Below are 15,877 nucleotides of genomic sequence, written 5' to 3'. Positions count from 1 at the left end.
TCTTCTTGATCAGGAGTTACACCGTTTTTCCCAGTCCCTCGGGATCACCGTCGTGTCGTCGGCGGTGACAGCGCAGGCCGATACATGCCGATCGGCGAATCGGTGACCGTCCGACGAATGTCCGGACAACAGGTACGCGGACCGCTGGTCCGTCTGCCGACCGTGGTCCTCGGCGACCACGCGGTTGAGGGCCACCTCCCGTCCGTGACCGATCTCGGCGAGGGCTTCGCGCACACCGTTTTGGACGGCGAGCCTTCTCCAGCGAGTACGAACGATTCCTTCGGTGTTCACTCCGGCAGCCTGCGGTAGATTCGCCGCGCGACGGGCGGCGACGGGAAGGTTAGCGGGGCATGGACGCCAGTACCGAGGAACTACGGGATGCGCACGACGTACTTGCGGAGTGGTACGCGAAGAACCTGGTCGGGGCGCTCGAACGCATGCCGGTGGAACCGGCGATGCTCGACCTGTTCGCCGAGCTGGCCTTGGTCGTGGGTACAGAGGTCGCGGACGTGGGTTGCGGCGCCGGACGGCTTCTTCCCTACCTCGCGGGCCGGGGTCTGTCGCCGCGCGGGGTGGACCTATCGCCTGGCATGGTCGAGGTGGCGCGGCGCGAGCACCCGGGTTTCGCCTACGAGGTTGCTGATCTGCGTGAGCTGCCGTTCGAGGACGCGCCGCTGGCCGGGGTCGTGTGCTGGTTCTCGTTGATCTACCTTGCACCGGGCGCCAGAGCACGTGCGTTCGCCGAGCTCGCCCGAGTCGTCAGGCCGGGCGGATACCTCGTGGCGGCCTTCAAACACGGCGATGGCACCCTGCGCCGCAACGGTCCCGGCAGCCGGGTCGGCAGTCTCGGCCTTGACTTCGATCGGTACTGGCTCTCGGCAGCAGAGATGGAGGACCGCTTCGCCGCCAACGGGTTCGCCCCTGTATTCCAGGGCAGTACCCCTCCCGAAGGCGCGGAGCCCCCTTACGGGTACATGCTGGTCCGCAAGACCCGCTCCGGGAACGCATAGCGTAGTGCACCGCGTGGGCGCCCTTGGTCATCAGCCGGGTGGTCTTCGCGGCCCGAATCCAGACCCGCTCGAGACTCGTCCAACCACGGCGGCAGAAACGACTCGGCGCAGCAGGAGACCGCCGTCGACCGCCGCATTCATCTGCGGCCGGTGATGCGCAAGGCTCACCGCAGTCAGTGACCAGGTGGGAGGGGATGCCAGATACGGCCCGATGATTCGCAGGGATGTCCGGAACCCCCACGACGGTTCCTTATCGGTGGCTGAACCGGATTCAGGAACTCCGGCTGATTCCGGGCATCGTTGGGGTGAGGATGATTGGCTTGGGGCAGACTGGGCGACAAGCCGGGCCACCAGCACCGCTATCAGCATCTGGTGACACCGCATCTGCCGGTAATCGTTTCGTTCGCGTCCCACAGTGGCGTCCGCGACGACGATGAGATCCTCGCGAGCCACGGTCTTCGTCCACGATGAACCTCTGCAACGGTTGCGCACCGATGTTGACCCAGTCGAGTGCGCGGTCGATGACTGTGACGCTCCGCCCCGGCGGGTAGCGGGGCTACCGCTTGGCGTGGAACGCTTCGACGACAGTGCTGGGGATGCGACCTCGTTCGGACACCTCGTAGCCGTTCTTGGCGGCCCAGTCCCGGATGACCTGATTCTGATCCCGGTTTGTCCGGGCTGGCGTTGCGGCTCTGCGGGAGCCGATGCGGCCATGCGTTTCGGTCCGGCCGACCCGGGCGGCGACCGCCAGATACGGGTCGAGCACCTTACGGAGTTTGCCAGCGTTCTTCTCGGACAGATCGATGGTGTAATTCACGCCATCGAGCCCGAACTCGATGGTGCGGTCGGCGTCTGCGCCGTCGAGGTCGTCGGTGAGCAGCGTGATGATTTGCTTGGCCATGATCACTCCCGAAGGTCGCAAAGACCGCGCGGGAATTACGCGGCCGATGACCGAGCATAGTCGCCGTGTCCGCCCCACTCTTCGCCGCATTACACGAAACCAGACGACCATCCCATGCGAGAGAATTCGGAGCTGCATCCGATAGCATCCGGCAGCCTCGGCGCAAGCCCGCCTACCGCGGCCACTCATGGACAAGGTCCTCTACGAGTTCGCCCGGCAGACGGCAGAGAACTGGTCGACCGAGTCGTCGAAGACGGCCTGGGGCCTGCCGCCGAGGCCAACCGGCATACGGCCGTGAGCACCGCAATCCCGATCGGCTTGCGAAAGTACATAGCCTCCACAGCAGCATCGGACGGCACCGCCGACACGATGTCGGCGTCGCCGCCAATGTTGAGACCTGTCTCCCCGAGGTCGAATCCCCCGGCACGCGCACACGCCGCGGGATCCGGACACAGTGCCAGCGGTGGAACCGCATCCGCGTCGGCAAGCGTGAACCACGCTGTCCCGTGCGCGGTCCGGCCGACGATCTGCACCTTGCCCGCGGAGAGCTTGAACTGGTCCGTGTGGCAGCCCGCATCGCGCTTACACGCCTAGAACACCAGCGACCGAGAGCAGCGGCCTCGCCTCCTGGCGCATGATCGGGTATCCCGCGAGTGAAGCCATCTGCGGCAGCCCGTTCCAACACACCGTTGCTCGCCGACAGATGCATCGGAAACACATGTAGTGACCAACTCACGCGCCGTCGGAGTGGCCAAGCCCGAGCCGACCATCAAACCTCACCACCACCGGCCTGCCCGGCGGCGACCCTGCCGTCTACGTCTGCGCCCAGTCGGCGCGGAGGCAACACCGATCCGCACTGGCAGGGCCCGCGCTCGACGCGGTCGGCGAACTGCTCGCCCTGCTCCGCCGTCGATGCGACAAACGGGCCCGGTACTGCGGGGCAGTGGCCACCCGTCAGGCGCTTGATGCCACTACGATGCCCGCGTGGCTGATGATCTTTCCCTTCCTCCGTTTCGCATCTATGCACGTGAAGACAGCCAGCATGAGTTGGTGCTCATCGACAGCGACATGGAGGATGTCGAGGACGTCTTCGATGATCTCGGCGCCGAAAGCAACGGACACGGGTGGGAGAGCCTCGCCTGGTGGCTGACCCACACGAAGATGCCCGACCTCTCGGACACGATCTGGTTCAGTTCCGAGGGCGGCACCTTCGTGGCAGGGAGTTCCAACCTCGGGGCGCTGCGCCGGCTGGCCGAGCGTCTACACGCCACATTCCACGATCGCTCATTGCTCTCGCGGCTCATCACCGAAGCCGAACTTGACTAACCACCAGCTGATCTCGGAACGAGGCACTCGGGGTGGCGCTCAAACTTAGGAACATTGATCAATCACCCGGACGGGCACGACGCGAACGTGGGCCCCGCCGACGGAACACGACGCGCCGCTGCTCGTCGAAAGCATCCGGGAGGACGAGAATGGCTGGCGCGAGCTGTCCAGAAAGCTTTTCGTTGCGAACCAGGCGTATCGGCCACGCGCATTAGCGGCCTACCCGGCAATTGCGACGCCACGATCGCAGCAGCCATGAGCGAACGCAAGACGACAATGACGATAATCGCGGCTGTTTCCGACTACTGCCATGAGGACGTTTGATCACCTGAGTTCGATTATCTGGTGCGGCATCTTGGAGATCGTGCGGAGGTTCATAGCGGTGCCATTGTCAAACAGTCCTAAATCCTAGGTTCCCACGTGTCCTACCAATGATCTACGACTTAAGCCATCAATTTGTTAAACTGGGCCGAAGACAGCTAACCGCGCAAACTTCCGCTTCGGACCTAGATGATCAGGCGCGTCGCTTCGACAACCGCGCTTGGGCGTCCGGCATATAAATCTTCAAGGCGGCTTTCGACGTGTTCTGCTGCCCAAGCTGCCTCACGCTCGTATCCGACACAATCAGCGGGCGCGACCTTCGTTGCGTTGCCTGACGAATCGACCAGGTAGCACTCTTTCGGATTCACACGGCTTTGGCGGAAGTATGCTGGCGTTGAGGGTATCTGATCGGGCGTAACATGGGCGACCAGCTTGCCCCAGCGGCCACGCGAATAGGCATTTCGCACAACACCAATGATGAATGCGGGCGAGTTCCGCATTGCCTCCCCTATGCTTTGCTGGCCTTCCGTCCGATAAAACGCAATGTCCGGGAAAACAGAAAGCATGAGCGCGTACGCCTGTCTTCCCCCTGCAAGCGGAACCTTCAACACTCCACCAGGAGTGAACCCGATAGTCATACATCACCTCCCACCAAAGAATTCGCTCCAACCCGCAAACGATCCTAAGAAGATAATTCGCCCACCCGCCACCCATCCGGTTAGCCGTTAGGAGAATTATCTCGTCGAGTTCGCACGAACCCTTCCACCGCTACATGCAGCGCAGCCCCCAGTGCTGTGATCGCTTCTCTTCTGCGGTTGAGTAGTACAGCATTTGGGGCGTCGAGTTGGTTAATAGAATCCAGCTCCTTCCACGCCTCGTATACGGTCCGTGTATGCTCCATTGGAACCTCTCGGAGCAGCGCAGATCTCCTCGCGTCCCAGCCGGCGGACTCAAGGTGATCAACAAACCAAAGGTCATAGAGCGCCTCCTCTGTTATAAAGCGCCCAATTGCAGCACGGATCCCGAAGTCGAGAAACTCGCACGAGAGAAGCCGAATTGCCAGATTCACCTCAGGATACGGGGTGGGAATTTGTAAGTCAGGAGGCGCCTCCCATTCATCCGGTAGATCATCAAGCCACTCCCATCCCTGAGGCATGGGCATCGCTCACCTCTTTCCCGATTGCCACAGTCATCCAAGCTGTTGGATGAACCATTTCTGCGCCGCGCCCGGGGTCGTCGGCACCCCTTCCACGCCGCCCGCGCGCAGCACATTCGCACAATAGGTCACGCAGCTTTGAGTTCTCAGGCTGTACGCCGGATATGTTCCCTGCGCCGTCTTGTCCATCATGACTTCTGCGTACGCCATGGCACCGTCCGCGTTGGGCAGGCGCATGCGCACGTTGAGTGTCGTCGTAGGGTTTAGCGTAGCGGCATCGAACGTTTCGACGCCCGCCCGCGGACTTTGCGGGCTTCCGAACTGGTGTGTGGAAAGCACTTCCCCTGAATCGCTCCTAACTGTAATTAGTGCATGCTTTGCCTCAGGATTGCTGAAGTCCAGGTGGACGGTAGCCTCACCACCACAATTGTGGACGAGCACAGGCGCGGCGCCGGCGAGCACATAGTAGGTGTGGGTGAACTCTACGGTGAGGTCGCGCATCACCCGGTGACGTTCGAAGTTCCGCGCGTGGAGGACGACAACCACAGTGCCGTGGTCGCTGTGCAGCAGCTCTCCGGGCTTTAGATCGGCGGCGTCTACCCATTGTTTGCGCGTGTCACTCCAGAAGGGGTGGTGCTGTGTGGTGTGGAGTGTCTGGACGTCGCCGTTCGACGTGGCTAGCGTGACATCCGTTAGGTCGATGTCGGGGTTCGTGTGTAGTTCGGTGACTTTGCGTTTGTTGGTGTGCCCTGTTGCGGGGTCGGTGGAGAGAACTTCGTCGCCGCGTTTCACGTCGCCGATCGGTTTGGCTGAGTGGTCACCCATCAGCACCAATGTGGTTGGCGCGAAGCTGTGGCAGGCTCTGGCGGCTCGTCCTATTGGCATTTTGAGGAGGCGGCCGGCTCCGTCGGTGGCGGCGACGACGATCACTGCGGAGGTGATGTGTCCACCGCATTCGGCGAGGTCCGCACCTTCTCCGCAGCCCATGTCCTCGGCGGCACGGTGGCAGAAGCCGCCCGGATCTCCGAGCACAATGCCGACCCCGCTGCAGAGCGAGGCGTCCCGGAGGAAGCTGAGCTGTTGTTTGCCGGTCTCGATGACGCGTTTGCAGGCATCGAAGTTGAACCGCATGGTGCACTTGTTGCTGTCGTTGGCGAGGTTCCATGTGCCGACCACGGTGTCTTTGAGGTCGCGGCCGACCGTTCTGGCGAACCGGGTGGCCGCGGAGGGCTTCTTCCCACTGTCGCTTGGCGTGAACAGGCTGTGGTAGTTGCCGCCGTGGTGCAACACGGTTTGCAGCTGGCCTCCGCTTTCGACGTCCTGTCTCGCGATGAGGCCGCTGGGGTCAGACAGAGTGATGGGGTTGTTGTTGGCGTAGGCGTAGCCGTTCCACTGTTGAGGGTCGGCAAAGTTCATGAGGGGGTCGACAGAGATGAACCTGCCGAGACCCGGATCGTATTGCCGTACGCCGAGGTTGACGAGGTTGGTGGGGTCGTTGTCGCCGCCGACGAAGCCTTTGTTGTTGGCCCAGGCCGGGTTAGTGCCGCGTGGGGCGCCGTATGGGGTTTGGCGGCGGATGTCGACCGCTTGGGTTTGGGCGTTGATCGCGACCTGTTGGGTGCCCTGGTGGTCGCTGTACAGCCAGGTCAGGTCGGCGATGGAGGCGGAGTTCTTGCGGGAGGCAATCGTGGTGCCGGCGAAGGTGTAGTAGCGGGTGCCGGTGGTTACGGTGCCTTCGCGGCGGATCTCCTGGCCGGGTAGGTAGAGGGTGGTGCCGGTGGCGTCGCGGCGGATGAGCCGGTTGCCGTCGGCGTCGTAGATGTTGGTTTCAGCCGTGTTGCCGCCAGCGGTAACGGTGGCGAGCTGGCCCTCGGTGTCCCAGGTCAGGTTTTGGCTGCCGGTGTTGCTGTCGCAGTCGTTGCCGGCTTGGTCGGCGGCCGGTCGGCAGGTGGTGTTCCCGGCGGCGTCGTAGCGGTACTGGGCGGCTACCGCCGTCTGGTCCGGGGCGGTGGTGGTCATCGCGGTGATCGCGTGGGGACGCGCGACGCCGGGCCCGCCGCTAGGCACCGTGTAGCTACGGTGGGTGTCCCCGCCGTTGGTGTGGCTGGTTTCGGTGAGGCGGGAGCCGGTGGTGTTGAAGGTCCAGTCCTGCCAGTACGGGGCCGGCCCGCCCAGGTTCGCCACCGTCGGATCAGTCGCGCAGGGGATATCAGTCTTCGGGGTCCACGCGCTGTTCAGCCGGTCGAGACCGTCGTAGCGGAAGCATTGGGTGTCGCTGTCGCCGGTCTGGGGCTTCTCCTGGATGGAGAGGATGTTCCCGGCGGGGTCGTAGGTGTAGTTGCGGTCCGAGACAGTCCCGCTGACGGTTTCCCGTTCGATCGTGGTGCGGGTGACCCGACGAGTTCCTTCCTCGCGGAAGACCAGGTCCCGGGCGAACGTGCGAGCCGAACCAGCCACCTTGTAGGCGGAACCGGATCGTTCACCGTAAGCGGTGTAGGACGCGACGGCCATCGTGCCCACCGACCCGCTCAGGCTGGTTTCCAGGCCGGTGGGCATGCCGGTGACGGCGTCGTAGTCGGTAGTGACCCACTCCTGATCGAGCCCACCGCTTACCGGATAGCCGATCGAGGCGGGTGCACCATTTTGGGCGTAGCCGTAGCCGTAGGCGTACGTGCGACCGAGGCCCGTGCCGGCATCGGGGATGACGTAGTTGACGCCTCTGGGCTGGTAGCCCTCGTTGAAGTCCGCTACCTGCCACTTGTAGATGTTGCTGGATCCGGCGGGTTCGTAGCGGAACGTCTGGGTCAGGTGACCTTTGACCCCGCCCGGAATGTCGCCGTAGACGGTGTCGTACTTCCACGCCGCACGTATCGGGCCGGTCTGTGAGTCGTCGCGGAGTTCTTTCTTGCGGCCGAGTTGGTCGTAGCCGTGCCACAGCGTCTTACCGCGGGCGTCGGTGGTGGTGACCAGATCGTCGGCGTCGTTGTAGGTGGTGCTGGTGGTGCCCTTGTCCGGGTCGCTGGTCTGCGACAGCCGGCCTTTCGCATCGTACGTGTTGGTCCACTCGTTGCCAGCCGGGTCGGTCGTCTTCACGGCCTGGCCCTTGCGGTTGAACTGGTACGTCGTTTCCTGGAACGGTCCGTCGACGCCGGCGGGTGTGGTGTGCTGGCGCAGCGCTACGACACGGCCTTCGATGTCGGTGGCCGTCGTGGTGGGGGTGCCGCCAGCGGGTGGTGTGACCTTGGTGAGGTCACCTTCGTACGCGGTGACGGTCCGCCACTGCTCGACCAGGTTGGTGACCCCATCACCGGACAAGAAGATCGCGTTGGTGGGCCGCGATGCCCGGTCGTACAGGGTCCGGGTGATGGCGGGAACCGACCATTCGGGCTCGGACCACAGTTTGCCTTCCGGCTGGCCCGGTTCCGCATGTGCGCTGTAGGTGGTGGCGGCTCGGCCGGCGGCGTCGTAGATCGTGTCGGTCACGACCCGGTCGCCGCTGCCACCGAGCGAGATCGACTGGGTCTGCCGTGGGCGTAGTAGCGCATCTGCGATCTGGTACGTGGAGATGTAGTTGGCAGCCGGATTCAGCGTCCGCGAGATGAGGTACGGGTACGAGTCTCGCTGCGGGGCATAGTTGTAGACGTATTGTGACGAGGGTTTGGTGGGGTGGGCGGCTTTGGTCCAGCCGAGCTGCCACGCCTTCGATACGCGCCCGAGCGCGTCGTACTCGACATCGGCGGTGACCCTGCCGTTGGGATCCACCGTGGTCGTGGGTGAACCCCAGTACGGGTCAGAAGCCGCACTGCTGGTCCAGCCCAAAGCGTTCTCGGTTACGACCTTGGTCAGCGGGCCACCGACAGCCGGCGTATAGGCGGTCTTGGTGACATTGCGCCGGATATCAGTGGCCGTCTGCACCCGGCCGGCGGTGTCGTAGGTGGCCTCCGCAACGGTCTGCCACTGCGTCCCGCCGCCCTGGGTCCAGTCCTTGAGCTGCTGCGACAACGTCACCGCCCCAAACACCGGCGGCTTGGGGGCGGTGTCGGCAGCGCCGTCGTAGAACACCCGTGTATCGGAGATCACGTCGTCGACGCTGGCCGGATTGGTGCCGCAGGGCAGCGCGGTGGTCGTGGTTTGCTGGACCGTGCCGGTGAGGTTCTTGTCCAGGTTGCGGTTGTACGCGTAGGTCACGCATTTCTCGTCGCCTGACTTGGCGATGTCGCCGTCATCCTGGGTCCAGTTGACCGTGCCGTACGTGTTGTCGAACCCGGAACGGACTGCTGCGGTGCGCCAGCCCCGGCTGCCGTCGACCCCGAGCGCGGTAGCGGCGTAGCTGGCCTGAGTATCGGTGAAGCGGGCCTCGACCACATCACCGTTGATCGTGCGGCTGGCCGTCGGGGTAGAACGCCACGGCACGTTGACCGTCTTGGATACGGGCTTGGACTCGACGCCGTTGTAGACGACCTGTTCACGGACCTGGCCGGCGAACTGGTCCTCGTCATACACGGTCTCCGACCCGAGCGACGCGCCCACGGTCACGGAGCGGGTTCCACCGGACGGCGCTGCACGGTCGCCGTGCATGCCGCGCAGGAACGTCGTGACCGTCAGGGTGCGGGTGTCCGACTCGTCACCCACCCGGGTCTTGACCTGGGAATAGCCCCGCCACTGTTCCCAGGTCTTGCGGTCCGGCCTGGTCAGGCCGTCATCATCGTCGTAATGCCAGGCCGGATCGCCCACATACTCATACCGCGTATGCTTCGATGGGGACGGCTGACCACCGGAGATCTGCAGATCGTCCTCAGCGACATGCTCCACCACATACTTGTGCCACCATTCGGTGAGCAGCCGCTCTCCGTTGGGGTCGTTCGGATCGGGAACCCGCACCGGGTAGCAGCGGCGGGTGTTGGCCTCCGGGGCCAGCTTGTCCACCATCGCCGCGGTGCACTCGGGTGCGGAGTAGTCCACCTTGATCCGGGCACCGGTCTCGGTGACGATGCTGGAAATCCGCAGCCAATTGTTCGACGTCCCGTTCTCCGTCAGCACCCGGTTCGGCAGCGACACCGCCTCGAACGTCACCGGCGGCAAGTTGACCGTGTCCCCGACCAGACCCGCGTGATCAATACGGTCAAGCCACAACCCGGTGTGAGTGGAGTCCGCGGTCGCCGAGAACGTGTGCGACAGGGTCCACGATTCGACGTCCTGCCAGGCGGGTGTGGCCTTGGTGGTGTCCCACACCCGCGTGGTGATCTTCTTCAGGCGTTTCGTGGTCCAGAACGTAGGCTGATACAGGCGCGGGCAGGACGTCGCCGACGCGTCACAGTTCTGATCCCACGGCGTGTCCTTCCAGTTCGCCTTCACCGGATCCGACTCGCTACCACAGTCGGAGAAGCAACGCATGTCCGTCTCGAACAGCACCTGCGCGTACGGGTTGGTGCTGCGCTCGTTCACGCCATGGACCGCGGTGGTGCGGTCGTAGGTGCCGTAGTCGATGCGCTTGAGATAGCTCGCGCGGTCGTAGCTGACGGTGTCGGAGTCGGTGGCGTTGCGGGCGTACTTGTTGGTCTCCTTGCCGTACCAGTACGACATCGTGTTGCCGTGCACGTCGACGACGTAGTCGAGGTTCCACCGCCACGCCTGACGGCAATCCGAACCCGCGAACGTGCTCGCGTGGCACGGCTCGCCCGGATGGTTGCCGAACACCGGCACGGTCAGGGTCGAGTTCGTCTCGTCCGTCTCGCCAGGAAGATCGTCGCGGCCGAAGAAGAACTGGGTGCCGTCGGTAGCGGTGACCTTCCAGTACTCCCCCACATCCCCGAAGCCAGAATCGCCTCCGTCTCCGTTGCTGGCGCCGGTCAGCTTCTCGATCCTCGAGCCGTCCTCGTCCCGGGAGTGCCAGCCCTTGCCGTTCTGGAAGACCAGCTCACCGCCGTGGCCGCCCAGCACCATGGTCGCGTTGTCCGACCGCCAGCACAGGTCACCGCTCTGCCGGGTGCTGTTCGCCCCGTTCTTCGAATCCTCCGCACACGGGACATAACGGCGCTCGATGTAGCCGGGCGTGTAATCGAAACCCTCCCCGATCCACGACGGCTGATTGTTGGTCACCTCGGATCGACCGTCCACGGATGCGGACGAATAGCTGAGGGCAATGTTCGGGGTGGGGCCGGTTGCGGGCGGGACCCGCATCGGATAGCTCCACGTAAAGTCCCCCGCGTTACCTCCCGACGACCAAGCCGCGGACGACGCCAGAGGCGTGGCGCTGACATCGCCGTCCTTGCCCGAGGGCGCGGCGGCCAGTGCAACGAACGACCCGGTCGCCGCCGTGCGCGCGGTCGGCTGTGCCGCCGTAGCAGCGGCGGCCGGTGCCGCGGCTCGTCCCGTGGCCGGCGCTGCGGTAGGTGCCGCGGCGGGTGTGCCGGGGTCGACGCGGACCGTCGCCGACGCGGTTCCTGTCGCAGGGTCCAGGGTGGTGGGCAGCGGGACTGACCGGCAGGACGGTGCATTCGGGGTGGTCAGCGCGCACCGCGGCACCTGCCACAGCCGCAGCCGTGACGCCCAGGATCCGCCCGCCGCCGTGCGGATGGCGTTGTAGTCCACCGACAGCTTCGCCGGGCCGCTCGCGCTGCCCGGCGGGGCGGTCACCGTCATGACCAGGCCATCGCGCCATGCGCGAGGGACCGTGTTGTGGTCGAGCACCTGCACGTCCACGGCGGAGAGCCGCCCGCTGTCCGGGCCGGTTGTCCGGTCGACCCACACGGGCAGGTCACCGGCCTTCACACCCCGAGAAGCAGCAGCCGACCGGCTGGCCATCGCTTGCGCGGCCGCTCCCGGAAGGGTGACCCGCGCAGCCGTGGGTTTCGGCCACACCGGTGCCGGTGCAGCCGCGTCGCGGACGCGCCGCTGCGACCACGCCCGACCCGACACCGGACCACCGTCGTGGTCCAGCTTCTCCACCGGCGGCGCCACCGGTCGCGGTGCGGCAGGCGCTGCGACCGGCGCTGGACCGAACTGCACCAGCGAGGCAACCAGCGTCACCACCAGCGACGCAACCAGCGGTCGGCCTATCGGGCGCAGGCGGCGTGTGGTAACAGGCCGGGCATGCATCGCGGTTCCTCCCCAGGAACAACAACCACAAACAGGGACTGAAGGCAGGTTTCGTAGGCCGGGATGCCCGGAGTCAGCCGGTCTTCCTCGCGCGCCAGATGACCTGGCCACTCGGGTCGAGCAGCAGCAGGTCACCGTTGTCGTAGAGGACCAACCGGTTCGCGGCAGTCCGTTCCGTGTTGGTGGCCCAGATCGCGACACCGTCGCTGCGATAAATCACGAGATTGCCGTCGGGTTGCATGATCACGTGAGCGCCAGGGTTACCCCAAGTGTTGCTGGACCACACCGCGGCCCCGTCGCGGTAGAGCACGAAGTTGCCGTCGTTCTGCATCCACAACTGGTAGGCACCGTTGTCCGACTGCAAGACCTGGTCTTCATTCAGCTGCTGGCCGGCGCCGAGCACGTTCGCACCCGAGAGGTCCGCGGCCTGCCGGTCATACCACGCGGACACCGCCCCGTCGGTCATCGCACCCTGGAACACCGTGACGTCGTCGATGGCGCCGGACCACTGGTCCATCCGCTCGCTGTGCCACATCGTCTGGCCCACCAGCAGCGGCCCCGACGCCGTCATAGGGGTGAACGGCAGATTCGACGTGTTCTCCAGCGTCCCGTTGACATAGAGGCGCAGTTGATGGCGTCCGGCGTCGTAGACCCCTGTCAGGTGTGTCCATCTCCCCGCTTGTGCGGCGCTCTTGGAGTCCACTCCCCACATCTGTGTGTTGGGGTCGTCCTGCGCGGAGGTGATGAACTGCCACTTTCCGTTACCGGGGAAGTACTTCAGCCAGAAGGCACTCTCGTGGGCACCGGTCTGCGCGATCACGGTCCGGCCTCCGCCGTCCAGCGTGTCGAGCATCGCCCAGACCGAGATAGTGAACGACTGGTCCGTGCGCATCACCGGCTTGTCCTGCCAGGTCGTGAACTCGTTACCGTCGTCGTCCGGTGGAGTCAGACCGGTTTCGGTAGCGCTGCGGCCGTATTCGTGGGTCGATTCGGTGAACGAGCCGTCATTGGCGGGGAAGTACTTGTCGTCGAGCCACAGCCCCGGGTTGTTGGTCGAGCGGCCGGCGCCCACGTCAGCGCCGCGGGTCAACGCCAACGTGCGATTGAAGGCGGTCCAGTCCGGCGCCTTACAGGTGTCCCGGAGGTCAGCGGTCCTGCAACGGACAGCGCTGGCGAAGTTCCAATCGCCGACGGGGATCGGGGACAGGAACCCGGGCTCGTCGAAGCCGCCCGAGGTCGGGTCGGAGGCGAGCTGGCCGGTGAAGTCCTGGGGAACCAGGACCCGGTCGAAAGCCTCCACATCGAAGAGCTGCCCCTTCCACCAGTTCGCGGCGCTGCCGGATGCGTAGCCGCGCCCCACCGCGAACGTGCCCGACGCCTGCCAACCCCCGGTGGGACGATCGGTTTGCGCCACCCGGGTGCCATCGACATACAGCGACAGCTTCTGCTCCGTCGCGTCGTACACCCCGGCAACATGCGTCCACCGGTCCGCATCCGCCGAGGTGATCGGCGTGCCTGCCGTGGCCGTCCGCGTTGTGCTCGACTGCGCCGCCGTGTCGTGCATCGCGAACGACCACGACGACGTCGAGCTGCCGCCGGCATGACGGACCCCGATCTCGAACCCGGCCGCGTCACTGCCATCCTGGGTGGCGAACGTCACGTCCGTCGTTGGGACGTCGCTGAGCCGCACCCAGGCGGCGACACTGAACGAACCTGCGGTGTTCACGACCGCTGCGGTGGTGGCCTGCGCGGAGTTGCCATTGAACGAGGCGGTATTCCCCGCCAGCAGGTGCACATCGGGTGCCCATGTCATGTTCGACGGGATGAGGGGCGAATCGACCGGCGTCGCCGCCTCATCGATCAACGCTGCTGACTCGGAGATCCCCGGGTAGGTCTCCATGCCCCACCGGGCAATCGGGCCTGCGGGCCGCGCGACGTAGAACTCGATCGAGCCATTGCCCTCATTCAACGTGGCGTCGATCGCCTTCAGCAACAGAACATTGGTCCCGAAGCGCGGGGCGGTAATGTCCACCTCCGCGTACTTCGGATTCGAACCCTGGGCAGCCACCTGCTTGGTCGCGGCGTCCCACCCGTACTGGAACGTCGTCACGTCCGAGTCTGTCGACTCGATCCGGACCCGGCCCGGACGCCCCGGCCCCGCCGGGACACTCACCATCCGGGCCGTCACCGCCGGGACGGAGGTGTCCACCTTGAACTGGCACCAGGGCGACCATGAGCCGGTCAACGAGTACGGTGCCTTGTCGGTGCCCCGGGCACGGAACGCGTAGGTCCTGTCCTTGCTCACGGACACCGTGGCCGTCGTCGCCAACGCGCCTGGCGTCACATTCGTCTTGGCCGGCGGCGCTTGCTGACGCCCGGGCCAGGAGTCCGTCACCGCACCCAAACCGGCGGCCGGGACCTCGATCCACTCGAACGCGCCGGTCAACGAATCATCCCTGTCGGCATCCGGGAACGCCGCCGAGAAGTTCGGCGTCAGCGTGCCCACCGTCAACACCCCGGAGCCCGGGCACGGCACGGTCGCCACCTTCAACGAGGTCGGCGCCCCGGGCCGGGAGTCGTAGTCGACGAACAGCTTCGCGTCTTTCGGGTAGAACTTCTTCCACCGGTTCTGCGTCGACTCCCCCGAGCCGTCGCTCGCCCGCGCCGTGAACCCGACCGTCACCGCCGCCGAACCGGCATCCGCAGCTGATCGCATGAAGTTGCGGACAGCGTCGCTCTGGAACTGCATCTTGGTGTCAGCCTGAGCGGGACCGCACCCGCCTGCCTCGTTCGCGTGCCCCGACGCGTCGTCGAGGAACTGCTGCAGGCCCATCTTCGACCAGTTGGCTTTCATGGTGGCGTCAATGGCTGGGGTGGCATACATCGAGGTGACCGTCTTGTCGCAGGACCACGAGTGGTCCAGGTTCATCTCCACCCGGGCCGACTGGATGAACTTGCCCCTCAACGACACATTGTTCGCCGTTGTCGAGAACTGGAAGAACGACCTGTACAGAGCGCCAGTGTCCGGGTTCAAGCCCACCCGGGCCGAGGAGTAGTCGGTGTTCGACGAGCCGTTGTTCGTGGCATACGCCCACTTGTTCTCCGACACCGACCACGCCGGATCCACAAACATCGGGAACGCCGCATCCTTCGCCCCCAGTAGCGCAGAATCTGGGCGCAACACGAGATCCTTGCCGGACAACGCCACGTCGACCGGCGCGACGCGGGCTGCGTCACCCGCCCCCGACGGCGTCGAACCAGACACCGGGTCCAACGCTGACGTGGCTGACGCCCGCAACCGCTTCGCCTCCGGCGTTGCCGACGCCGTAGTGGTTCGCGAGTCCCACATGGCTGCCGGTTCCGTCGAGGCGACCACCGAGCTTCCTGCCATCGCGACCAGCCCACCCGAGACCGGGCGGATCTGCGTGTCCCCGCCCAACGTGAACCGGACCTCACGCACCCCTTGCTGCGCTGCAGCCGCCGCCGTCTTGATCACCAGAGCGTGCGTGAACCCCGTCGCGGTCGCCCTCACCACCAGATCCACATCCGGCATCACCTCCGGATACGTCGCCGAGTCACCCGACACTGTCGGCGGACGCAACGTGCCCGGCCACGACATCGTCACCGTCCGGCCATCTCGCTTCAGAGTCACCAGCGGACCCGAGCCCCCGTTGGAGAACGCCATATCGGCCACAGAGGCCGCAGGCCGCCAGAGGCCATCGCCACCACGCTCCAAGGCCAGCTTGACGTCGGCCCACCGGCCCGCCTTACGGGCCCGCTGCGGAACCACCCCCGCCTCGAACCGCATCCGCCCATCCGGCTGAGCCACCACCTGCGCATACTCGGTACGCGAACCGTCCACCACCACCGGCTCATCACACGACGCCGCCATCCTGAACGCCTCAGCTTCAGAACCGGCCACCCCGGGGCACGCGGCAGCAGCCGCGGCAGCCGGGTGACTCGGGGCTGGGCCGACAATCCCTGCCGCCACCACCGCGGCCGCCACACACCCAGCCAGCCACCGCCGACGCCCCTCGCCCACACCCGCCCCCGATCCATGAACAT

At 65.4% G+C, this 15,877-nt stretch carries 7 protein-coding genes; 2 read left to right on the top strand and 5 right to left on the bottom strand.

Annotated elements, in window-relative coordinates; all coding sequences use genetic code 11:
- Nucleotides 1–9 precede the first annotated feature (9 nt).
- Nucleotides 10–291, bottom strand: coding sequence for a hypothetical protein (locus tag ACMCNK_RS23535; RefSeq protein ID WP_412738544.1), 282 nt, complete (start codon nucleotides 289–291; stop codon nucleotides 10–12).
- Between the two features lie 59 nt (nucleotides 292–350).
- Here ACMCNK_RS23535 and ACMCNK_RS23530 point away from each other — a divergent pair, with 59 nt between their 5' ends.
- Nucleotides 351–1,010, top strand: coding sequence for a class I SAM-dependent DNA methyltransferase (locus ACMCNK_RS23530; RefSeq protein ID WP_412738543.1), 660 nt, complete (start codon nucleotides 351–353; stop codon nucleotides 1,008–1,010).
- Between the two features lie 556 nt (nucleotides 1,011–1,566).
- Here the strand turns inward: ACMCNK_RS23530 and ACMCNK_RS23525 are convergent.
- Entirely contained in the window at nucleotides 1,567–1,911 is a 345-nt protein-coding gene (locus ACMCNK_RS23525; protein ID WP_412738542.1) for a histone-like nucleoid-structuring protein Lsr2, read from the bottom strand.
- A gap of 984 nt (nucleotides 1,912–2,895) precedes the next feature.
- Here ACMCNK_RS23525 and ACMCNK_RS23520 point away from each other — a divergent pair.
- Complete coding sequence (locus ACMCNK_RS23520; RefSeq protein ID WP_412738541.1) at nucleotides 2,896–3,237, top strand: Imm51 family immunity protein; 342 nt, start codon at nucleotides 2,896–2,898, stop codon at nucleotides 3,235–3,237.
- Nucleotides 3,238–3,743: 506 nt separating this feature from the next.
- Here ACMCNK_RS23520 and ACMCNK_RS23515 read toward each other — a convergent pair.
- The 3 genes from ACMCNK_RS23515 to ACMCNK_RS23505 form a co-directional block, all read right to left on the bottom strand.
- Nucleotides 3,744–4,196: a hypothetical protein gene (locus ACMCNK_RS23515; protein ID WP_412738540.1), complete on the bottom strand. Its 453-nt coding sequence runs from the start codon at nucleotides 4,194–4,196 to the stop codon at nucleotides 3,744–3,746.
- A gap of 551 nt (nucleotides 4,197–4,747) precedes the next feature.
- On the bottom strand, nucleotides 4,748–11,812 hold the full coding sequence (locus ACMCNK_RS23510; RefSeq protein ID WP_412738539.1) for a polymorphic toxin-type HINT domain-containing protein: 7,065 nt from the start codon (nucleotides 11,810–11,812) through the stop codon (nucleotides 4,748–4,750).
- 73 nt (nucleotides 11,813–11,885) lie between these two features.
- Nucleotides 11,886–15,704, bottom strand: a complete 3,819-nt coding sequence (locus tag ACMCNK_RS23505; RefSeq protein ID WP_412738538.1) for a LamG-like jellyroll fold domain-containing protein — start codon at nucleotides 15,702–15,704, stop codon at nucleotides 11,886–11,888.
- Nucleotides 15,705–15,877: the final 173 nt, after the last annotated feature.

The sequence above is a fragment of the Krasilnikovia sp. MM14-A1259 genome, assembly GCF_047159535.1.
Lineage (GTDB): Bacteria > Actinomycetota > Actinomycetes > Mycobacteriales > Micromonosporaceae > Actinoplanes.
This window is presented reverse-complemented; position numbering and strand designations above follow the sequence as displayed.